The sequence below is a fragment of the Williamsia sp. Leaf354 genome, assembly GCF_001424365.1.
Taxonomy (GTDB): Bacteria; Actinomycetota; Actinomycetes; order Mycobacteriales; family Mycobacteriaceae; genus Williamsia_A.
Genome location: NZ_LMPL01000001.1, coordinates 247,880 through 269,975, shown reverse-complemented (window position 1 = coordinate 269,975; position 22,096 = coordinate 247,880). Strand labels below are relative to the sequence as shown.

Below are 22,096 nucleotides of genomic sequence, written 5' to 3'. Positions count from 1 at the left end.
CCGGATGACCTGCAGTTATCGACTCCGGCAAGGGTATCGGGACCCACCGACAATCGTTGCTGAGCGCGCTCCGCGGAGCGCGATCGATACCCTGTGGACGAGCGCAGCGAGGGCGCGCTCACCGGTCGGAGGAGGTAACAGATGTCGGTGTCGTTGGCCAAGGGTGGAAACGTCTCGCTGAGCAAGCAGGCGCCTGACCTCCGTGCGGTGAGTGTCGGATTGGGATGGGACGTACGCGCCACCACCGGGGCCGACTTCGATCTCGACGCCAGCGTGCTCGCCGTCGGGTCCGACCGGAAGGTGTTGTCCGACAGCTACTTCGTCTTCTACAACAACCTCACCTCACCCGACGGGGCGATCGTGCACACCGGCGACAACCTCACCGGCGAGGGCGACGGTGACGACGAATCGGTCAATGTTGACCTGAAGGCCCTCGATCCCCGTGTCGAGTCGATGATCTTCGCGGTCACCATCCACGATGCAGACAACCGACGACAGACCTTCGGTCAGGTGGTCAATGCCTTCATCCGCGTCGTCAACATCGACGACGGCGTGGAGCTCGCGCGCTACGACCTCAGCGAGGATGCCTCCACCGAGACCGCGATGGTCTTCGGTGAGCTGTATCGACGCAATTCCGAATGGAAGTTCCGCGCGGTGGGCCAGGGCTACGCGAGCGGCCTCGCCGGCATCGCACGCGACTTCGGCGTCGACGTCGACTGATCGCGTTCGGCCGGGTCAGCCTGAGACGAGCCCGTGACGATGCGCGAAGGCGATGGCCTGGCCGCGGTCTCGGAGCGCCAACTTCGCGAAGACGTTGTTGATGTGGGTCTTCACGGTGGACTCGCTGACGAACAGCGCCTTGGCGATCTCGCGGTTGCTGGATCCATCGGCCATGTGCACGAGGACTTCTCGCTCGCGGGCGGTGAGTGCGTCGAGTTCGGACGGTGACGTGGTCGCCGCAGACGGACCGGCGGATCGGACGGCACCGGCCAGAAGCCGTTGCTGCACAGTGCGATCGAGGACGGACTGTCCGGCGGCGGCTGCGCGGATGGCGGCGGCGATCTCGTGGCGGTTCGCATCCTTGGTGAGGTAGCCGCGGGCGCCGGCGTCGAGTGCGCGGAAGATCGACTCGTCGTCGTCGAAGGTGGTGAGCACCACGACGGGAAGGTCGGGAGACGATTCGCCGATGATGCGGGTGGCCTCGGCGCCGTCCATCCCGGGCATGCGGAGATCGGTGAGCACCACATCGGGCTGATGTTCCGCCACGAGGTCGACGAGCGCGGCACCGTCGGCCGCGGTCCCCACGATCGACAGATCGGCCACGAGGTCGAGCATCGCGGCGAGTGCGTCGCGGATGGTGGCCTGATCATCGGCGATGACCACACGAATCGGCTGCGGGGAATCGGCGGCGGTCACCGGTGCACCTCGATCGTGACCGTCCAGCCGGCGTCCGGATCGGCGACGGTACCGGGTCCGGCGGTGAGCGTCCCACCGATCTCGGCGGCTCGTTCCCGCATACCGACCAGTCCCATGCCCGACCCTCCGGTGAATCGCTCTGCGTGCGTGCCTCTGTCGTTGACCACACTCACACGAAGCGCGTCGGTCGTGAACTCCAGGGCCACGGTGATGGGTGCCCCGGCCGCGTGACGGCGGGCGTTGGTGAGTGCCTCGCCGACGATCCGGGTGAGGTGCGCGGCGACCTCGGGTGCCGGCTCCCACGCATCGCCGGCCGTCGACAGCGTCTCGCCATCGCCGGTCACCATCGCGCGGATCGCGGTGACGAGATCACGCGACTCCTCGCGTAGCGCGTACACCGCACGTCGCGCCTCGACGAGTCCGTCGGCGACCATGCCCTGGGCCGTCTTCACCGCCTGTCGTCCATCGTCGGCGCGACCGTCCTCGAGCAGCGCGTCGGCGAGATTGAGCTGCATGTTCACCCCGGACAGGGAGTGCGCGAGGACGTCGTGGATCTCGCGTGCGACTCGGGCGCGCTCGGCCAGCACCTGCGCCCGGCTCTCCGAGGCGATCGCCCGGTCGGTCTGTTCGACCTTCTCGCGCGCCAGACGCATGGCCTCGCTGCGGTCGCGGCGCGTCATCCCGATGAGCACGGCCAACCCGACGAGCAGCGGCCAGTACGCCGTGCCGTCGAAGCGGACGGTCGTGGCGATGAACGCGGTGGCAGAGGTGACCGTGGCGATGACGATCGCCGGCACGGTGGCGAAGCGGAACCCTGCCGTGCCCGCGATGATCGGGGCGAACGCGGTGGCCGCGCTGGTGGGGTCGAACGCGAAGAGCAGTCCGGCGACGACACCGGCGGCCAGGGTGGCGAGAAAGCCGATCGGCCGCGGCAGCAAGGCGGGATCGAGCAGCCGCATCGACATCCCCAGCGTGCCCAGGACCATCAGGATCACGCCGTAGAGACCGCTGCCGGAGAAACCGAGCGGCGAGACCGTGAGCCAGGCCCACACGACCACGGCGACGTTGATCAACGGGAACAGTCGCGACACCGTCGCGTCGGTGATCCCCGTTCCCGCGAAGCCGTCGGCCGGTACCGGCGGTGCCAGTCGGGACAGGTTCGGAACGCGCATAGGTGACCACGATGCCACCGACCGTGCGTGGCCGTCCTCCACCCACGGGTGGAGACATATGTCCACCCCGCACTCCACTGTCGGGTCGATCCGCTTTCCGTTGTGGCGCAGCAGAGTTGTCTCGAGCGACACACCGGTCGCCACGGATCGTCACCCACGAAGGAGAACACCATGTCGGACCTCAGCCAGGCAGTCGAGATCAGCGGCGGAATCTTCGCCCTCATGATGGCGACGCAGTACGGCACACGTCATTTCGGCCTGCACAAGATCGCGATGCCCGTTCTCGCGGTGGCCGGCTTCGGCTACGCCTACCTCAAGGACGCGCCGACCGATCACCACTCGATCGTCCTGTATCTCGTCGGGGCGGGTATCGGAGCGGTGTTCGGGCTCCTGGCCTACTTCGCCACGGCCATGTGGGCCGACCGCTCCACCGGGAAGATCATGACCCGCTGCACGACCGCCTTCGTCTCGGTGTGGTTGGTCGCCATGGCCGCGCGGATCGGATTCGTGTGGGCCGTCTCCGACAACGCGTCCTTCCGGACCTGGGTGGGTGAGCACATGATGTCGCTGCATCTCACGTCCGACGCGATCGCCCCGTTCTTCGTGATCTGGGCACTGGTGATGGTCGTGGGCCGCGTGATCGCACTCTCGTCGCGGGCCGCCCGCCTCCGCAGCGAGTTCCGCACCTCGCCCACCGCGGACCTCGCGCTCGCCCGCTGACCACACCCCACACCCGCCGACCATCGAAGAGAGGTCCTGCCATGCTCGCCAACATCGTCATCGCCGTCGCCGTGATCGGCCTCATCCTCTACCGCCAGATGCGCCCGACACCGGTGGGCGGTTCACCCAAGACCGCGGTCATCCTCACCGTGATCGGTGCCGTCGTTGCCGCGAAGTCCCTCGACGGCACCGGGGTCGGCGCTCTCGATCTCGTCGTACTCGGCGCGTCGACCGTCGTCGGCCTGGCCATCGCAGTGGTCCGCGGTTTCACGGTGCGGACCTACCGGGATACCGCCACCGACACCGCCTATAGCCGCGGCACCGCACTCACCGCGGGACTGTGGCTGGCAGGCATCGCCGCCCATGTCGGGATCGACCTGCTCGCGTCGGCCGACGTCAGCGGATCGACGCTGCTGTTCTACCTCGGGTCGGTGCTGCTGGTACAGAACCTCGTGGTGACGGCCCGCGCACGGCGAGCAGGTCTGCCCCTGGCCGTCACCGATGCCCGCAAGGTCAGCGCGAATCGGTGACGCGGGAGCGATCGAACTGATCGGAGACGAAGGAGGCCGCCGCGCGCAACGCGCGAGCGGCCTCTGGTCCGAACAGCGGGAACATCTGGAACACGTGGGTCTGATCGGGCCAGATCTGCAGTTCGCAGGAACCACCGGCGTCGGTGATGCGCCGGTGGATGTCTCGTGCGTCGTCGGCCATCACCTCCAGCGAGCCGGCCTGGATGAGGGTCGCGGGCAGATCCATGTCGGCCGAGAGGTCGATGTGCAGTCGAGGATCATCCGCGGCCACATCGCCGAGATACATGCGGATCACGTTGGCGCCCAACCGCGCATCGATCAGCGGGTCGCGGTGACCGCCGCGCTGCCGGGCCAGCGACAGCTCGAAGGTCGGATCCGACAACGGGGAGAACAACACCATCGCCCGCGGCTGGCCGAGCCCCTGAGCGTGGTTGTACGCCAACAGGTCCAGCGCCATGTGGCCCCCGGCGGAATCGCCCGCGATCACGATCTGGTTCGGCGAGTACCCGCGGTCGAGCAGCCATCGGTATCCGGCGATCGCATCGTCACCGGCGGTGGGGAACCGGTACTCGGGCCCGAGGCGGTAGTCGAGACTGAAGGCCGGCATACCGGTGAGTGTCGACAACCGTGACACCAGACCACGATGGGTACGCGGAGAACACACCACGAACCCACTGCCGTGCAGGTAGTAGATGATCGTGGCGCTCGGCCCCACACCGCGTCCGTGGACCCATTCGCCGCGTACGCCGCGCCGCTCGTGCACCGGGCTGATCGTGGTCCCGCGGGGGACCGGACTCAACGCCACGATGGTGCGGTTCACCACCGGCCGCGCCCGCCGGATCATGGTCGGCGTCGGGGAGTTGACCGCGTCGGCCGAGCGGAGTCCGAAGCCCGAGACCAGGGCGGGCAGCGTGCGCTGCATCGAGGAATTGAGTGACCGGGACCGCCGCGAGCCTCGGGGCGTGTGCCAGGGCTGCGCGGGATCACCGATGTCGTTGGACGCGACCATCAACCGACCATAACCCCGACTATCGAGATGACATCTGTCATTCGAGATCCGTGACATCCGATCCCGGTGCGAGGCCCCCGGCGACGGCATCGTCATCGGCATGAACATCCCACTCGCTCTCCACACCGAAGGACTGACGAAGTCGTTCCGGGGACCACGGTCGCAGACCGTGCGTGCTGTCGACGGCGTCGACCTGTCCATCCGCCAAGGCGAGGTCGTCGCCTTCCTGGGCCCCAACGGCGCGGGCAAGACCACGACTCTCGACATGATCCTCGGACTCACCCGACCCGATTCGGGCACCGTCGAGTTGTTCGGCACCACGCCCGACGCCGCGACCGCATCGGGGCGTATCGCCGCGGTGACCCAGACCGGCGGGCTGCTGCCCGACTTCACCGTCGCCGAGACGGTCCGCATCGTCGCCTCGACCTTCGGCGTCCGTGATGTCGACGACGTGATGGACCGGGCGTCGATCACCGACATCGCCGGCCGCAAGGTGTCGAAGTGCTCCGGCGGCGAGCAGCAGCGCCTGAAGTTCGCCCTCGCATTGCTGCCCGATCCGGACCTCATCGTGCTCGACGAGCCCACCGCCGGGATGGACGTCGAGTCCCGACGCGCGTTCTGGGCGACGATGCGCGCCGACGCCGGACAGGGACGCACGGTCCTGTTCGCCACGCACTACCTCGAGGAGGCCGACGACTTCGCCGACCGCATCGTGATGATCGCCGGCGGCAAGGTCGTCGCCGACGGATCGACAGCGGCCATCCGCGCGCAGTCCTCGGGCCGTGTGGTCTCCGCCGTCGTCGATCCCACCCGCATCGGCTGGATCACCGACAACGCGCCGAGCGTGACCTCGAGTGAGGTCCGCGGCGGCCGACTCCACCTGTCCACCAGCGATTCCGATGCCGTCGCACGATTCCTGTTCACCGCCACCGACGCCCATGACCTCGAGATCGTCGCCCACGACCTCGAGGACGCGTTCGTCGCCCTCACCGCCCCCACCACACAGAACACACCGGAGACGATCAGATGAGCACCCTCACCCCCACTGCGCCCTCCACCGCCGGCGGCCCGCTGCGCGGCTTCTCACCCACCTATGTCCGCCTCGACGTGCAGCGCGTACTCCGCAACCGTCGCGCGATGATCTTCACCCTCGCCATGCCGACACTGCTCTACGTCGTGTTCGGCGCGACCCAGAAGTACGGCGGCGACGACAGGATCGGCCACGCCAACACCGCCGCGTACGTGATGGTGCACATGGCGGTCTACGGCGCGATCCTCGCGACCACCACCAACGCCGCGTCGGTCGCCCTCGAACAGCAGGCCGGATGGACCCGAACCCTCCGACTCACGCCGTTGACGTCGTTGGGGTACGTCGTGACCAAGGCCCTCGTCGCCCTCACCATGGCGGCCCTGCCGCTGATCCTGCTGTCGATCGTCGGTGTGTTCACGGGTGCCCGCGCGCCGGTGGCCATCTGGATCGGGTCGGTGCTGCTCGGCTGGATCGGCGCCTCGGTGTTCGCCGCCTTCGGCATGGCGATGGGCAGCGCCCTCAAGTCGGAGGCCGCGATGCAGGTCAGCGGTGGTGTCCTCACGCTGCTGGCCTTCGCGGGCAACCTGTTCGTGCCGCTCAAGGGCGCGATGCTGACCTTCTCCATGTTCACCCCGATGTTCGGCATCAACACGCTGGCCAACTACCCGATGACCGGCGGCGACACCGTCTACGGCGATCACATCGCGCTCTGGATCAGCCTGCTGAACATCGTGGTGTGGGCGTCGATCTTCACCGCCGCGGCCGTCTGGTTCTACAACCGCAGCACCGATCGTCAATGACGTCGCTCGCGCTTAGAGTCGACCCCGTGAGCACCGCGTCTCCCGAGTCAGCGACCACCGAACCCACCGCGCCACACCGGCGCGGTGGGTTTCCGGGGTGGGTCCGCAGCCGTGGCCGGAAGGACCTCAGGTGGGTGTTCCCCGCCATCTGGCTCATCTTCCTGACCTATCCGGTCACCGCGTTGTTCGCCGCCGACGAGAGTCCGACCCGCACAGCAGTCGGGATGGCGTTGATCGTCGCGTTCGCGGTCGTCTACGTGGCGTCGTGTGCGCACGTCATCCCCATGCGCCACGACAACCCCGACCCGGCTGTGGCGCTGCGATACTTCGTCGCTCTGACCGCGATCGCGGTGGCGACCACGCCCATCCTCGCCAACGGCAGCCTGGCTTTCGGACCGTTCCTCATCGCCATCACGGTGTTCGGCTTGTCGCAACGCACGGGTTTCGTGGTCACCGGCATCGTGATAGGCCTGGCCGTCCTCGGACCGGAGTTCATCCCCGGTTGGGACTTCGACCCGGGAACCGTCATCGCGCTCTTCGTCTCGGGTGGCGCGATGATCGCCGCCCGCAATCTGCAACTGCGCGAACGGGAACGCGATGCCGCCGAGGCACGACAACGCGAGCTCGACGAGCAACTCGCCGTGGTCGCCGAACGCGAACGTGTCGCGCGCGATGTCCACGACATCCTGGGGCACTCACTGACGGTGATGACCCTGAAGTCCGAGCTCGCCGGGCGCCTCGTCGACATCGACCCCGAGCGGGCGAAAGCCGAACTGGCCGAGCTGCACTCGATGTCGCGGCAGGCGCTCGCCGAGGTGCGGGCGACCGTCGGCGGACTGCGGACACCCGATCTGCGCACCGAACTTGCCTCCGCGCGCACCGCGTTGACCGCGGCCGACATCGTCGCCGACCTACCGCAGGCCCTCACCGATCTGGCCCCCTCGCGCTCGGCGCTGTTCGCCTGGGTACTGCGGGAATCGGTGACGAACGTGGTGCGCCACAGCGGAGCGGCCCGGTGCACCGTCACGGTCGCCGACGACCGCCTCGAGGTGATCGACGACGGGTGCGGCATCCCCGAACACGCCTTCGGCAACGGGTTGCGAGGACTCACCGAACGGGTCGAGGCCGCCGGCGGCGACCTGCACGTGCGTGCGACACCCAGGGGTACCGCGGTGGAGGTGATCCTCGCGTGAGCGCACCGATCCGACTTCTCCTCGCCGATGACCAGGCGCTGGTACGGGGCGCCCTCGCGGCGCTTCTCGACCTCGAGAAAGACATCACCGTGGTGGCGCAGGTGGGCCGGGGAGACGAGGTGGTCGACGCCGCGCGGGCCGCCGCCGCCGACGTGTGCCTGCTCGACATCGAGATGCCCGGCGCCGACGGTATCGAGGCCGCGGCACGGGTCAAGGCCGAACTCCCACAGACCCGTTCGTTGATCGTCACGACGTTCGGTCGCCCCGGGTACCTACGACGCGCGATCGAGGCAGGTGCCTCGGGCTTCGTCGTGAAGGACACGCCCGCAGGTGAACTGGCCGACGCGGTACGGCGCGTGCACGCCGGTCTGCGCGTGATCGACCCGACGCTGGCCACCGAGAGCCTCACCGACGGTGACAGCCCGCTCACCGAACGTGAACGTGATGTGTTGCGGGCAGCTCTCGAGGGGGCAACCGTCGCTGCCATCGCCGGTCAGGTGCATCTCACGCCGGGAACGGTGCGCAACTATCTGTCGAGCGCCATCGGCAAGACCGGTGCATCCACACGGGCCGAGGCCGCAGTCACCGCCCGTCGTCGCGGCTGGTTGTAGGCCGCTGTTCTCCCACATCGCGGTTCGCGGTTCCGTGCCTGGTTCGTCGGGCTACGCTTTCCGAAACTGAGCGGGGTAAAAGAGCTGCCTCGCCTGGGGGGGAACAACGATGTCGACCGACGCCGCGCGATCTCTCGACGACCTGCTGGGTCCGTCGGGTCGTGTGCGGTCGGTGTATCAACCGATCCTCGACCTGCAGACCCGTGTCGTGGTGGGATACGAGGCTCTGGCACGGTTCCCGCGGACCCCCGAGCTCGGTCCGGCCGAGATGTTCACCGCCGCCCGTGACATGGGTGTTCTCGGCGATCTCGACTGGGAATGCCGCCGCGCCGCGATGACGGGAGCGCTCCGCGCGGGAGTCCGCGGCCCGCTGCACCTCTTCATCAACCTCGAACCCAGCGTCCTGGGGACGCCTCCACCGTGGCGGGTCGACCCCCGTCAGGTGTCGGAGGCGGTCGGCATCGTCCCGACCGTGATCGAGCTGACCGAGCGGGCTCTGCTGACCGACCCGCGCTCGGTGCTGTGGGCCGCCGACTGGGCCAGGGAGCGCTCGTGCCTCGTCGCGCTCGATGACGTGGGGGTCAACCCCGACTCGATGGCGATGCTCTCGGTCATCCGACCGGACATCATCAAGCTCGACCGGGTGATGCTCGGGCCCGAACTCGACCCCGAACATCGCCGGACCCTGCGCGCGGTATGGGATCACGTCAGCGACAGCGACTGTCGGATCCTCTGTGAGGGAATCGAATCCGAGGACGACCTCGACCGTGCGCGCGCGCTGGGGGCATCGCTGGTCCAGGGCTACCACCTGGGCATGCCGGGCCCGTTGCAGATCACCCCCGACATCCTCGACGCCGCGAGCGGATCGACTGTGCTGGCCGTCGAACCCGAGGCCCCGTCGGTGGTCCCCTCGGTTCCGGCGGATCTGCTGCGACGGGTGCCGACGCGCACCTCGCCGCTGCGCCAGATCGCCACTCTCGGATCGGGTTTCGAGGAGGCCGCCGCCCGCGACGGCACGATCGGGCTGATCCTGCTCTCGATCCATCTGCCCGAGTTGTTCACCGCCACCGCGGCGGCACGGTTCGCGGAGCTCGCGGAGTCGAACACCCTCGTGGGGGTGGTGGGGGCCGGCACGGCCCTGCCCGACGGCGTCCGTGGTGCCCACATCCTGCCGCTACGCGAGCACGTCGCGTTGGCGGTGGTCGACCCCGACGGGTCCACCGCCGTGGTCGCGCGCAATCTCGGCGACACCGGTCCGGTCGGGGACCGCCGCTACGAGTGGGCCATCACCCACGACGAACGCGAGGTGGCCGGCATCGCCCGCGCCCTGTTGCGCCGCCTGGCCCCACTCCCGTCGACCGACGTCGCGCAGGGACACCGCATCGCTGCCCACGCCACGTCGGGTGACCACCGCAACCTCCTGTCGGAGCTGGCGGAGACGGCGGCACGGGCCGTACCCGGCGCCGAGAGCGTGGGACTGTCGCTGGTGTCGCGTGACCAGGGCCTCACCACCATCGCCGCCAACGACCAGTACCCGGTGCTGCTGGATCAGCTGCAACAGCTCTATGGGGTGGGGCCCAGTCTCGAGCCGAGCGACGACGACACCGTGATCCACATCTCCGACCTCACCTCCGACGAACGCTGGCCGGAGTACAGCCGCGTGATCAACTCCGCGGCGCCGATCGGCACGGTGCTGTCGTTCCGACTGTTCACCGGCCTCGACACCTCAGGCTTCATCACGTTCTACGCCCAGGAGTCCGACGCCCTCGATGCAAGCGCCGTCGAGGTCGCCCACGAGCTGGCGCGCCACGCCCAGCAGTACTGGATCTCACTGCGTGCGTTGACCGCTCGTGATGCCCCGACCCCGATCCCGCGGAGTGGCCTGACGGCTGCGATCGACGACGCGGTCGGTGGACCGGAGCCGCCCCCGAGCCACACCGCCGAACCCGACACCGGTCGCATGGGTCGCGTGCGCGAGGTCTTCGACCGTGCCGTGCGCGAGGGGCGTTCGGTCGCGTCGGTCGCGGCCGGGGGATCGTGCGGGGCCGCGGGGACATGACCTCCGCGCTCAGCGGTGGTGGGCGATTTCTGTGGTAGCCGCCTTCCGTGAGAAAATTGTCCGATGATCACGTGCAGGGCGACCCCTTGCCGGGGTCGACGACGCCACGTCCGGTGACGGGCTGGCGTGCACCGTTGAAGCAATGGGGCTGCAACGTTGGGTGCGGATACCGTGGGCCGGGGCGTCAGCGCTGGTCAGAGCCGTGATTAGGGCGTCCTCATAAGGGTTTGCCGAGCGGTGGTGCCGTAATCTGGGAAGCAGTGAGGCGTTCTCGCGTTACGCGATGTAAGGGCGAACAACAATGAAGCAGGCACCCGGCCCCCAGGGCCTTTACCACCCGGTCAACGAGCACGACTCGTGCGGCGTCGCCTTCGTGGTCGACATGCACGGTCGCCGTTCGCGCGACATCGTCGACAAGGCGATCACGGCGCTGGTCAACCTCGAACACCGCGGTGCCGCGGGTGCCGAGCCGAACACCGGCGACGGCGCGGGCATCATGATCCAGGTCCCCGACGCGTTCCTGCGCGCGGTCACCGATTTCGAACTCCCCGCCGAGGGTGAGTACGCGACCGGCATGGCGTTCCTGCCGCAGGGATCGGGCGATGCCCGGACGGCGTGCGAGTCGGTCGAGAAGATCACCGAGTCCGAGGGCCTCACCGTTCTCGGATGGCGCGAGGTCCCCACCGACGACACCTCGCTGGGCGCCCTCGCCCGCGACGCCATGCCGACCTTCCGTCAGATCTTCGTCGGCGGTGCCTCGGGCGACGAGCTCGAGCGGCGCGCCTTCGTGGTCCGCAAGCGCGTCGAGACCGAGCTCGGCAGCAAGGGCGCCGGCCAGGACGGACCCGGTCGCGAGACCGTCTACTTCCCGAGCCTGTCGGGTCGCACCTTCGTCTACAAGGGCATGCTGACCACGCCGCAGCTCCGTGGCTTCTACCTCGACCTGCAGGACGATCGGGTGGAAAGCGCTCTGGGGCTGGTGCACTCGCGCTTCTCCACCAACACCTTCCCGTCGTGGCCGCTGGCGCACCCGTTCCGCCGCATCGCCCACAACGGTGAGATCAACACCGTCACCGGCAACGAGAACTGGATGCGCGCCCGCGAGGCGCTGATCGACACCAGCGTCTTCGGCGACTCGGTGGCCGAGAAGATCTTCCCCGTGTGTACCGAAGGAGCCTCGGACACCGCGCGTTTCGACGAGGTGCTCGAGCTGCTCCACCTCGGTGGCCGGTCGCTGCCGCACTCGGTGCTGATGATGATCCCCGAGGCGTGGGAGCGTCACGAGAGCATGAAGCCCGAGCATCGGGCGTTCTACGAGTACCACTCGACGCTGATGGAGGCATGGGACGGCCCGGCGTCGGTCTGCTTCACCGACGGCACGGTCATCGGTGCGGTGCTCGACCGTAACGGCCTGCGCCCCAGCCGGATCTGGGTCACCAAGGACGGCCTGGTCGTGATGGCGTCGGAGGTCGGTGTCCTCGACATCGATCCCGCCGACGTCGTGCAGAAGCTGCGTCTGCAGCCCGGCCGCATGTTCCTCGTCGACACCGATCAGGGACGCATCGTCGACGACGCCGAGATCAAGGACGAGTTGGCGTCGCTGCACCCGTACCAGGAGTGGCTCGACAAGGGCTTCCTCCGACTCGGTGACCTGCCGGGCCGGCCGCACACCCACATGCCCCACGATCGGGTCCGACTGCGCCAGCAGGTGTTCGGTTACACCAGCGAGGAGCTCAGCCTCCTGGTGACGCCGATGGCGGCCAGTGGTGCCGAGGCCATCGGCTCGATGGGCACCGACACCCCCATCGCGGTGCTGTCGCTGCGGCCCCGCACGCTGTTCGACTACTTCCAGCAGCGCTTCGCCCAGGTCACCAACCCGCCGCTCGACGCGATCCGCGAAGAGGTCGTCACCAGCATCGGCGTGACCATCGGTAAAGAGGGCGACCTGCTGAACCCGACGGCCGACTCGTGCCGTCAGATCGCTCTGCCCCAGCCCATCCTCGACAACGATGCGCTGGCCAAGTTGGTCCGCATCAACGACGACGGCAACTACCCCGATTTCCGCAGTGTGCAGATCCGCGGTCTGTACCCGGTCGCCGAGGGTGGCGAGGGCATGCGCCAGGCGCTCGAGGACGTGCGTCGTCAGGTGTCCGAGGCCATCGCCGACGGTGTGCGGCTGATCGTGTTGTCCGACAGGGAATCCGACGAGAAGCTCGCCCCGATCCCGTCGCTGCTGCTGACCTCGGCGGTGCACCACCACCTCGTGCGTGAGAAGACCCGCACCCAGGTCGGGCTGCTCGTGGAGGCAGGTGACGCCCGCGAGGTGCACCACATGGCGTGTCTCGTCGGCTTCGGCGCCGCGGCCATCAACCCGTACATGGCACTCGAGTCGATCGAGGACATGGCCGAGCGGGGTGTGCTGAAGGACGCGAAGGGCGAGCCCCTCGACTTCGTCACCGCGCAGGCGAATTACGTCAAGGCCGCGGGCAAGGGCGTGCTCAAGGTGATGAGCAAGATGGGCATCTCCACTCTCGCCTCGTACACCGGTGCGCAGCTGTTCCAGGTCATCGGTATCGGCCAGGAGACGGTCGACGAGTACTTCACCGGCCTGCTCAGCCATCTCGACGGCGTCGGCCTCGACCAGATCGCGGCCGACGTCGCCGCGCGTCACGCGCTGGCCTTCGAGGCCCGCCCCGAGGAGCGCGCGCACCGCGAGCTCGAGGTCGGCGGCGAGTACCAGTGGCGTCGCGAGGGCGAGTACCACCTGTTCAACCCGGACACGGTGTTCAAGCTGCAGCACTCGACCCGCACCGGTCAGTACTCGGTGTTCAAGGAGTACACGAAGCTCGTCGATGACCAGTCGCGCAAGATCGCCTCTCTGCGTGGACTGTTCGACTTCAACTTCGGTGACCGCGACCCCATCCCGATCGACAAGGTGGAGCCCGCGAGCGAGATCGTGAAGCGGTTCTCGACCGGCGCGATGAGCTACGGCTCGATCTCCGGCGAGGCCCACGAGACGCTGGCCATCGCGATGAACCGACTCGGCGGCCGCTCGAACTCCGGCGAGGGCGGCGAGAGCGTCGACCGCTTCGAGCCCGACGAGAACGGCGACTGGCGGCGCAGCGCGATCAAGCAGGTCGCCTCGGGTCGCTTCGGCGTCACCTCGCACTACCTGACCAACTGCACCGACATCCAGATCAAGATGGCGCAGGGAGCCAAGCCCGGTGAGGGTGGCCAGCTGCCGCCGCACAAGGTGTACCCCTGGGTCGCCGAGGTCCGCGGCTCCACTCCCGGCGTCGGACTGATCTCGCCGCCGCCGCACCACGACATCTACTCGATCGAGGATCTCGCCCAGCTGATCCACGACCTGAAGAACGCCAACCCGGCCGCGCGTATCCACGTGAAGCTGGTGTCGGAGGTCGGTGTCGGCACCGTCGCCGCGGGTGTGTCGAAGGCGCACGCCGACGTGGTGCTCATCTCCGGTCACGACGGTGGCACCGGTGCCACCCCGTTGACGTCGGAGAAGCACGCCGGCGCACCGTGGGAGCTCGGCCTTGCCGAGACCCAGCAGACGTTGCTGCTCAACGGACTCCGCGATCGCATCGTGGTCCAGGTAGACGGTCAGCTCAAGACCGGTCGCGACGTCGTCGTCGCCGCACTGCTGGGCGGCGAGGAGTTCGGATTCGCCACCGCGCCGCTGGTGGTGTCGGGCTGCATCATGATGCGCGTCTGCCACCTCGACACCTGCCCCGTGGGTGTCGCGACGCAGAACCCTTTGCTGCGTCAGCGGTTCACCGGCAAGCCCGAGTTCGTCGAGAACTTCTTCATGTTCATCGCCGAGGAGGTGCGTGAACTGTTGGCGCGCCTGGGCTTCCGCACGCTGCAGGAGGCGGTCGGCCAGGTCAAGGCCCTCGACACCACGAAGGCGCTCGCTCATTGGAAGGGCGCGAAGGCCGGCAAGCTCGACCTCTCGCCGATCCTGGCCGAGGCCGACTCGCCGTTCATGAACCAGGACCTCTACTGCTCGGGCAGCCAGGATCACGCGCTCGACAAGGCGCTCGATCAGCAGCTCATCGCGCAGAGCCGTCCGGCGATCGACAAGGGTGAGCGCGTCTCGTTCACCTCGGCGATCTCGAACGTCAACCGCACGGTCGGCACCATGCTGGGCCACGAGGTCACCAAGGTGTACGGCGCCACCGGACTGCCCGAGGGCACGGTGATCATCGACTTCACCGGGTCGGCGGGCAACAGCTTCGGTGCGTTCCTGCCCAAGGGCATCACCCTGCGGCTCGAGGGCGACGCGAACGACTTCGTCGGCAAGGGCCTCTCGGGTGGACGCATCGTGGTGCATCCCTCCAAGGTCGCGCCGGAGAGCTTCGTCGCCGAGGAGAACATCATCGCGGGCAACGTGATCGGGTTCGGCGCCACCGGCGGCGAGATCCTGCTCCGCGGTGTGGTGGGCGAGCGGTTCTGCGTCCGCAACTCCGGTGCCGTCGCGGTGGTCGAGGGTGTCGGCGACCACGGTTGTGAGTACATGACCGGTGGACGGGTGGTCGTCCTCGGCGACACCGGGCGCAACTTCGCGGCCGGCATGTCCGGTGGTGTCGCCTATGTCTACGACCCGTTCGGCAAGCTCCCCGACAACCTCAACACCGAGCTCGTGGAGCCCGAGGCGCTCGAGGACGACGACGTGGAGTTCCTGCACGGGATCATCGAGAAGCACCGCAGTGAGACCGATTCCCCGGTGGCCGCAGCCATTCTGGCCGACTGGGACAACACGCAGGGCAAGTTCACGAAGGTGATGCCCCGGGACTTCAAGCGGGTTCTGGCGGCCATCGCCGACGCCGAGAAGGCCGGGCGTGACGTGGACGAGGCGATCATGGAGGCAGCTCGTGGGTGATCAAAAGGGTTTCATCAAGTACACCGAGCGTGAGCTCCCGGCACGTCGGCCGGTCGATCTGCGGCTGATGGACTGGAAAGAGGTCTACGCCGAGCACGACCACGAGACGCTGCAGCGCCAGGCCAGCCGGTGCATGGATTGCGGTATCCCGTTCTGCCACAACGGCTGCCCCCTGGGCAACCTGATCCCGGAGTGGAACGACCTCGTCTACAAGGGTCAGTGGGAGGACGGCATCGACCGTCTGCACGCCACCAACAACTTCCCGGAGTTCACCGGTCGGTTGTGTCCCGCGCCGTGTGAGGCGTCGTGTGTGCTGGGCATCAACCAGCCCGCCGTGACGATCAAGCAGGTCGAGGTCGAGTTGATCAACAACGCCTTCGACAACGGCTGGGTCAAGCCCGTCATGCCGACCAAAGAGACCGGTAAGACGGTCGCCGTCGTCGGCTCGGGTCCCGCGGGACTCGCTGCCGCACAGCAGCTCACACGCGCCGGCCACACCGTGACGGTGCTCGAGCGCGCCGATCGGATCGGCGGACTGCTGCGCTACGGGATCCCCGAGTTCAAGATGGAGAAGCGCCACATCGATCGTCGGGTCGAGCAGATGGAGGCCGAAGGGACCACGTTCCGTACGGGAGTCAACGTCGGCGTCGACCTCTCGGTCGAGGAGCTCCGTTCGTCGTACGACGCGGTGGTCCTCGCCAACGGCGCCACCAGCTGGCGCGACCTGCCGATCCCCGGCCGCGAGCTCGAGGGCATCTACCAGGCCATGGAGTTCCTGCCGTGGGCCAACAAGGTGCAGCTCGGCGACGATGTCGTCGGCGAGGACGGTCAGCCGCCGATCACCGCCAAGGGCAAGAAGGTCGTCATCATCGGTGGCGGTGACACCGGTGCGGACTGCCTCGGCACCTCGCTGCGTCAGGGCGCCGAGATCGTCCACCAGTTCGAGATCATGCCCCGGCCGCCGGAAGAGCGCGCCGAGAGCACCCCGTGGCCGACCTACCCGCTGATGTTCCGCGTGTCCTCGGCCCACGAGGAGGGCGGCGAGCGTGTCTTCTCGGTCAACACCGAGAAGTTCACCGGCGAGAACGGCAAGGTCACCTCGCTCTCGGCGCACGAGGTCGTGATGAACGAGGGCAAGTTCGAGAAGGTCGAGGGTTCGGAGTTCGAGCTCGAGTGCGATCTCGTCCTGCTGGCCATGGGCTTCGTCGGTCCCGAGCGCGAGGACTTCCTCGACAAGCTCGGCGTCGAGTACAACGGGCGCGGAAACGTGGTGCGCGACGACGAGTTCCAGTCGACCGTGCCCGGTGTCTTCGTCGCCGGTGACGCCGGTCGTGGACAGTCGCTCATCGTGTGGGCCATCGCCGAGGGGCGCTCCGCCGCCGCCGGTGCCGACCGGTACCTCACGCAGGAGACCTACCTGCCCGCGCCGATCCACCCCACGCAGGCACCTCAGCGCTGATCTGAACCGCGTCACCGCAACGCCCCTCGTCGATCGCGACGGGGGGTGTTGTGCGTTCTGGACGCCCCGCGCTCACGGCCGGCGGGGCAGCAGCTTTCGCAGGAGGACAGTCGCCGTCAGCATCACGACGAGGATCGTGATGCCCTGCACCCACCAGGTCCACCACGGCGCCACTCCGGTCGCGCTGATGATCGCCGACGCCACGATCAGCGCGGAAAACAGCAGCGGCAGTATCCACCCGCGCCATCCGCGGGAGCTGTACCAGAGCCCGTTGTCGGGTAGGGGTTCGTCGACATGGTCGACCGGCCGCATCGGTTCGATGTCCGTGGGCGACGTCGTCGTCAACGAAGCCGATGGACCCGTGCGGAGTCGGGTGTCACAGGCCGAGCCTCTCGAACACCATCGTTGCTTGAATTCGGTCACCGCCGCCGAATCCTTTGCTTCCCGATGAAGCAGTGGTGATGGTGTGGAGGCGGTACCCGAGCGCGGCTTGTGCGTTGATGGCCTTCTCGAGCTCGGGCAGATTTCCGGAGCCCGTGCCCCACAGCTTCTCCTTGAGGATGATCTGCACGACAACGTAGTTCTGGACTGCTGGATTCGTCATACGGGCAGAATATTGCGGACCGGGGGCCACGTCCGCGCTATTCGTACAACTGCACGGCGAGGAGCTTGCCGTCGGTGGCGACCTTGCGGGCGTGTTCGTCGAAATCGGGAGCGGCACAGACGAACAGGGTGCGACCGTCGGGTCCGCCGAGGCCGCAGGCGAACACGCCGCTGTCGAAGTCGTACTGGTCGATGACGCCGCGGCCCTCGGCCACGCGGGCGACGCGACCGCCGAGTGCGTCGGCGGTCAGGAGGGTGCCGTCGGTGTCGAGGCAGCAGCCATCCGGCGCCAGGACGATCTGGCCCATCGCCGTGGGGATGTCGGTCATGTCGGGGAGATCGCCGAACACCGCCCAGTCGCGGCGCTCGCCGAGCGATCCGTCGTCGGCGATGTCGAAGGCGCTGACCCGGTTGGCGATGGTCTCGTCGACCAGCAGCCGTCCGTCGTCGGTGAGCGCCATCCCGTTCGGGAAGTACAGGTCGTCGGCGACGACACGCGCCGAACCGTCGGGTTCGACGAGGACGAGGTGCGTGGATGCGGGCGTCCCGCCGTTCATGAGGTCGAAGCCGAAATTGCCGACGTAGGCACGGCCGGTCGCGTCGACGAGCATGTCGTTCAGATTCTCCGACACCAGCTCGGAGAGGTCGGCGTGCACGACGAGTTCTCCATCGGGTTCGCGCCGCAGGATGGTCTGATCGCGCATCGACACAACCAGCAGCCGCCCGTCGGGGAGCCAGCCCAGCCCCGACGGCTGATTCGGCACCTGCGCCTCGACGCGCACGTCGGAGCCGTCGGCGTTCGCCGAGATCACCTGGTGCGTGTAGAAATCCGACACCCACACGCGATCGTCGTGCCAGCGCGGGCACTCGAAGTAGGTGTAGTTCTCGAGGATCACGGTTGCGTCAGTGGCCATACCCGATCCGATCACGGAGATGGCACGGCGCGTGGCGGAATCGCGCCCACGATCGGCGCGACCGTGCGCCGGGCGAAGGCGCGGACCGCTGCCGGATCGGTGAGATCGACCGCGAGCCCCGGCGTCATCAGATACGACAGCCCCAGGTGTACGAGCGCATCTGCCTGTTCGTCGGGATCTCCGACCGCGATCGAACCATCCCTGTGCGCCCGACGCAGGTTCGCGGCGACGGCCGACCATGCCAGTCGCAGCGGTGACGGGTCCCCGCCCGACAGCGCGGCGAGCAGCTCGCCTCGTCGTCCACGGTCGGCGAGAAGGGGGTCGTCGTCGAGGGCCAGACAGATCGCGAACCCCTCCACCACCTGGTCGACGGGATCGGTCACCGCGGCGAACCGGTCGACCATCGTGCCGACGACCTGGCCGACGAAACGCACGAGGGCGGCCTCGAAGACGTGGTCGCGACTGTCGAATCGGCGGAACACCGTGGCGCGACCCACCCCCGCCTCGCGGGCGATCTCCTCGACCGTCGCCTCCCGCGTGCTGCGTCGACCGAGCACTGTCAGCGCGGCGTCGAGGATGCGGTCGTCGGTGGTGTCGGACGTGGGCGACGCAGGACCGAAGGCCTGTGTCACGGCGCGGGCGAAGAGATCTCCCAGCGGTGCACCCGGTCGCGTCATGGCTGCGATGATCGCACGCGACGAGGCCGTGTGAGACTATTCAGTCATGAGTAGTCTCACCGATCTCGATCCATCCACGCCGGTCATCGTGGGGGTGGGTCAGGTGTCCGAGCGGATCGGGGAGCCCGACTACCGCGCTCGATCCGAAGCCGACCTCGCCGCGGACTCGGTCCGCGCAGCGTTCGACGACACCGGGTGCGCGCGGGACGAGGTGGCGAGCGCCATCGACACCCTCGGAGCCATCCGATCGTTCGAGGTGTCGAGCCCGCTGTCGTCATCGCAGCTGGGTCGGCCGGCGAACATGCCGGGCGCGATCGCTTCTCGGGTCGGCATCGATGCTCGGCGTCTCATCGCCGAGGTGGTCGGCGGGCAGAGTCCGCAGCACCTGCTCACCGAGCTCGCCGGCGCGATCGCCGCGGGGGAGACCGAGTCCGCGGTGATCGTGGGGGCCGAGGTCATCTCGACGGTCCGTGCGATCACGTCCGACACCGAGGCGACTCGACCCGACTGGAACGAACCAGCCGACCCCGAGGCCGATGCGCGTCTCGAGGACCGCGGATTCGGGCTCCGCGGCATCACGACCGTCGCCGAGGTCCGCCACGGGCTGATGGTGCCCGTGCTGCAGTACTCGGTGATCGAGAACGCGCGTCGTGCGAGGCTCGGCGCCGATCGGGAAACCTACACACGATCGATGGCCGAGCTGTTCGCGCCGATGACCGCTGTCGCCGCGAAAAATCCGCACGCGGCGTCACCGGTCGAGCGCACGGCCGAGGAGATCGCTTCGGTGGACGACTCAAACCGACAGGTCACCGATCCGTTCCCGCGTCTGATGATCGCGCGCGATCAGGTCAATCAGGCCGCGGCTGTCGTCGTGATGTCGGTGCGCCGCGCCCGCGAGCTCAAGATCCCCTCCGACCGCTGGGTCTTCCTCCACGGGCATGCCGACCTTCGCGAGAAGCGACTGCTCGACCGGCCCGACATCGGAGCCGCGCCGGCTGCCGCCGCGTCGGTCACCTCGGCGCTCGAGGTGGCGGGGATCGGTCTCGACGACGTGGCCGCCATGGATCTGTACAGCTGCTTCCCCGTCGCGGTGTCGGCGGTGTGCGACGGCCTCGGTCTCGCACCGGATGACCCGCGCGGCCTCACCGTGACCGGCGGGCTTCCGTACTTCGGCGGGCCCGGCAACAACTATTCGATGCACGCGATCGCCGAGGTGGTCGATCGTGTGCGCGCCGAGCCGGGCTCCTACGGGCTTGTCGGCGCGAACGGTGGTGTGCTGAGCAAGTATTCGACAGGTATCTATTCGACCACCCCGGCGCCGTGGGCGGCGTCGGACAGCGCGCGGGTCCAGGCGCGGCTCGATGCCGTCACCGATGTCGAGATCGTCGATCGTGCCGACGGCCCCGCGGTCATCGAGACGTTCACGATCTCCTACGGCAAACGAGGACCGAAATCGGCGATCGTGATCGGTCGGCTGCTCGGCGCCGACGGCGGGCAGGGCGAGCGCTTCATCGCGACCGTGCACCGGTCCGACGAGGCGATGATGGCGCACCTGACCGACACCGACCAGCCGATCGGGACACAGGTGGTCGCGCAGTCGTTCGCCGACGGCAATCGTGTGAGTCTCGAGGTCGCAACCATGGATGCGTTGAATCCCGTTCGTGCGGCCGGCTTTCGGGACGATTACAGCGGTGTTCTTGTCCGGCGTGACGGTCACCTGCTCGAGGTCACGATCAACCGGCCGCAGGCGCGCAATGCCCTCGATGCCGCGACGAATGCCGAACTCGACGAGATCTTCGACGCCTATCTCGCCGATCCCGATCTGTGGGTCGCGATCCTGACCGGTGCGGGCGACAAGGCGTTCTCGTCGGGCAACGATCTCGCGGCGACGGCATCGGGCGCGATGTTCTCGGTGCCCAAGAACGGGTTCGCCGGACTGACCAGCCGCCCCGATCTCACCAAGCCCGTGATCGCGGCGGTCAACGGCCACGCGCTCGGCGGCGGGTTCGAGATCGCGCTCGCCTGCCACATGATCGTGGCCGACGAGCGCGCTACGTTCTCGCTACCGGAGGTGAAGGTCGGACTCGCGGCGCTGGCCGGCGGGCTGGTGCGACTACCCCGACTTCTCGGACGGTCGATCGCGATGGAGATGATCCTGACCGGTCGTCGCATGCCCGCAGCCGAGGCCCTCGAGCGCGGCGTGGTCTGCCGCGTCGCACCCGAGGGCACCGTGATGGACGCCGCCCGCGAACTGGCGTCGGAGGTACTCGCGTCCTCGCCGACGTCGGTGCGCGCCTCACTCATCGGCATCGCAGAAACTCAAGGAATCAGCGATCCCGTTGTCGCGGCGTCACATCCGACGACGGCGATGGACGAACTCATCATCAGCCAGGACACCATCGAAGGCGTCACCGCATTCGTCGAGAAGCGCGCCCCGGTGTGGCGGGGTCGCTAGGCCCGGACCGTCAGGGGACGACGAGGTACGAGCTCAGAACCGGGAAGCCTGCGAGCAATCGGACCGGTCCCGTCGCCGGGGTGGGAACCACGGACGCCAGGACCAATCCTGACCCGGTGACGATGTCACGGGTGACCTTCTCGCCCGGTCGCGGTCCGAACGACGCGGACAGGTTGACCGTCTTCCCCAGTGCGATTGCGCTGTAGTAGCCGAAACCGAAGTCGACCTTGCACTGGGGCTTCTTAGCCCAACCGGGCCCGTTCCCGGTGAACCCGCGAGACGTGATGGTCACCCGGGTCACCGCACGCTTGGGCGAGGAGAAGTCCACGTAGGCGACTCCTCGGCAGAAGTCGTGGTCGCCGACGACGCCCATGGATTCTCCGTCGGGAGAAAAGCGGGGGACCGGCTTCGATGGTGGGGCGGACGGTGCTGCAGACGCAGGCGCCGCGGACAGCGCACCTCCGGTGAGAGCGGCAGCGGTGATCGCGACAGCGACGGTCAGGGAGCGAAACGTATGGCGCACAGTGTTTTCCTTTGCAGGTGTGATG

General features: G+C 68.1%; 19 protein-coding genes. 11 read left to right on the top strand and 8 right to left on the bottom strand.

Translation table 11 applies throughout. The features are described 5' to 3' along the window. The first annotated feature begins 141 nt into the window (after positions 1–141). On the top strand, positions 142–720 hold the full coding sequence (locus tag ASG12_RS01175; protein ID WP_055784298.1) for a TerD family protein: 579 nt from the start codon (positions 142–144) through the stop codon (positions 718–720). 15 nt (positions 721–735) lie between these two features. Here ASG12_RS01175 and ASG12_RS01170 read toward each other — a convergent pair whose 3' ends face one another. Continuing rightward, on the bottom strand, positions 736–1,416 hold the full coding sequence (locus tag ASG12_RS01170; protein WP_082501549.1) for a response regulator: 681 nt from the start codon (positions 1,414–1,416) through the stop codon (positions 736–738). Beyond that, positions 1,413–2,588 (bottom strand): sensor histidine kinase, encoded by a 1,176-nt coding sequence (locus tag ASG12_RS01165; RefSeq protein ID WP_055784295.1) that lies wholly within the window; start codon positions 2,586–2,588, stop codon positions 1,413–1,415. Before ASG12_RS01165 ends, ASG12_RS01170 begins: the two co-directional genes overlap by 4 nt. A gap of 171 nt (positions 2,589–2,759) precedes the next feature. Between ASG12_RS01165 and ASG12_RS01160 the strand changes: the two genes are divergently transcribed. Both ASG12_RS01160 and ASG12_RS01155 read left to right on the top strand, forming a co-directional pair. After that, a complete protein-coding gene (locus ASG12_RS01160; RefSeq protein ID WP_156377873.1) occupies positions 2,760–3,308 on the top strand; it encodes a hypothetical protein in 549 nt (182 codons plus the stop codon). A 41-nt stretch (positions 3,309–3,349) separates the two neighbouring features. Continuing rightward, positions 3,350–3,838: a hypothetical protein gene (locus ASG12_RS01155; protein ID WP_055784291.1), complete on the top strand. Its 489-nt coding sequence runs from the start codon at positions 3,350–3,352 to the stop codon at positions 3,836–3,838. Here ASG12_RS01155 and ASG12_RS01150 read toward each other — a convergent pair. Then, on the bottom strand, positions 3,822–4,847 hold the full coding sequence (locus ASG12_RS01150) for an alpha/beta hydrolase (protein WP_055784289.1): 1,026 nt from the start codon (positions 4,845–4,847) through the stop codon (positions 3,822–3,824). The genes ASG12_RS01155 and ASG12_RS01150 overlap by 17 nt on opposite strands. A 100-nt stretch (positions 4,848–4,947) precedes the next feature. Here ASG12_RS01150 and ASG12_RS01145 point away from each other — a divergent pair, with 100 nt between their 5' ends. From ASG12_RS01145 to ASG12_RS01115, 7 genes are all read left to right on the top strand, one after another. Beyond that, a complete protein-coding gene (locus ASG12_RS01145; protein WP_055784287.1) occupies positions 4,948–5,877 on the top strand; it encodes an ABC transporter ATP-binding protein in 930 nt (309 codons plus the stop codon). Continuing rightward, the gene (locus tag ASG12_RS01140) at positions 5,874–6,677 is read left to right on the top strand and encodes an ABC transporter permease (RefSeq protein WP_055784285.1); all 804 of its coding nucleotides are present in this window, start codon (positions 5,874–5,876) and stop codon (positions 6,675–6,677) included. The genes ASG12_RS01145 and ASG12_RS01140 overlap by 4 nt, the downstream gene beginning before the upstream one ends. A gap of 134 nt (positions 6,678–6,811) precedes the next feature. After that, complete coding sequence (locus ASG12_RS01135; RefSeq protein ID WP_055787363.1) at positions 6,812–7,870, top strand: sensor histidine kinase; 1,059 nt, start codon at positions 6,812–6,814, stop codon at positions 7,868–7,870. Beyond that, the gene (locus ASG12_RS01130) at positions 7,867–8,481 is read left to right on the top strand and encodes a response regulator transcription factor (RefSeq protein WP_055784283.1); all 615 of its coding nucleotides are present in this window, start codon (positions 7,867–7,869) and stop codon (positions 8,479–8,481) included. The genes ASG12_RS01135 and ASG12_RS01130 overlap by 4 nt, the downstream gene beginning before the upstream one ends. 109 nt (positions 8,482–8,590) lie before the next feature. Next, positions 8,591–10,540, top strand: a complete 1,950-nt coding sequence (locus tag ASG12_RS01125) for an EAL domain-containing protein (protein WP_055784281.1) — start codon at positions 8,591–8,593, stop codon at positions 10,538–10,540. A gap of 301 nt (positions 10,541–10,841) precedes the next feature. Further along, a complete protein-coding gene (gene gltB / locus ASG12_RS01120) occupies positions 10,842–15,440 on the top strand; it encodes a glutamate synthase large subunit (protein ID WP_055784279.1) in 4,599 nt (1,532 codons plus the stop codon). Then, a complete protein-coding gene (locus tag ASG12_RS01115) occupies positions 15,433–16,899 on the top strand; it encodes a glutamate synthase subunit beta (RefSeq protein ID WP_055784277.1) in 1,467 nt (488 codons plus the stop codon). Before gltB ends, ASG12_RS01115 begins: the two co-directional genes overlap by 8 nt. A gap of 72 nt (positions 16,900–16,971) precedes the next feature. Here the strand turns inward: ASG12_RS01115 and ASG12_RS01110 are convergent, their stop codons facing one another. The 4 genes from ASG12_RS01110 to ASG12_RS01095 all read right to left on the bottom strand — a co-directional run bounded on the left by ASG12_RS01110 (position 16,972) and on the right by ASG12_RS01095 (position 19,093). Further along, positions 16,972–17,211: a hypothetical protein gene (locus ASG12_RS01110; protein ID WP_055784276.1), complete on the bottom strand. Its 240-nt coding sequence runs from the start codon at positions 17,209–17,211 to the stop codon at positions 16,972–16,974. Positions 17,212–17,275: 64 nt separating this feature from the next. Next, the gene (locus ASG12_RS01105; protein ID WP_055784274.1) at positions 17,276–17,503 is read right to left on the bottom strand and encodes a DUF4177 domain-containing protein; all 228 of its coding nucleotides are present in this window, start codon (positions 17,501–17,503) and stop codon (positions 17,276–17,278) included. 37 nt (positions 17,504–17,540) lie between these two features. After that, positions 17,541–18,416 (bottom strand): SMP-30/gluconolactonase/LRE family protein, encoded by an 876-nt coding sequence (locus tag ASG12_RS01100; protein ID WP_055787360.1) that lies wholly within the window; start codon positions 18,414–18,416, stop codon positions 17,541–17,543. Between the two features lie 11 nt (positions 18,417–18,427). Continuing rightward, a complete protein-coding gene (locus ASG12_RS01095) occupies positions 18,428–19,093 on the bottom strand; it encodes a TetR/AcrR family transcriptional regulator (protein WP_055784272.1) in 666 nt (221 codons plus the stop codon). 46 nt (positions 19,094–19,139) lie between these two features. Here ASG12_RS01095 and ASG12_RS01090 point away from each other — a divergent pair, with 46 nt between their 5' ends. Beyond that, positions 19,140–21,548: an acetyl-CoA acetyltransferase gene (locus ASG12_RS01090; protein WP_055784270.1), complete on the top strand. Its 2,409-nt coding sequence runs from the start codon at positions 19,140–19,142 to the stop codon at positions 21,546–21,548. 10 nt (positions 21,549–21,558) lie between these two features. On the opposite strand, the gene ASG12_RS01085 is transcribed toward ASG12_RS01090, so the two are convergent. Next, entirely contained in the window at positions 21,559–21,921 is a 363-nt protein-coding gene (locus ASG12_RS01085) for a hypothetical protein (RefSeq protein WP_055784268.1), read from the bottom strand. Between the last annotated feature and the right edge of the window lie 175 nt (positions 21,922–22,096).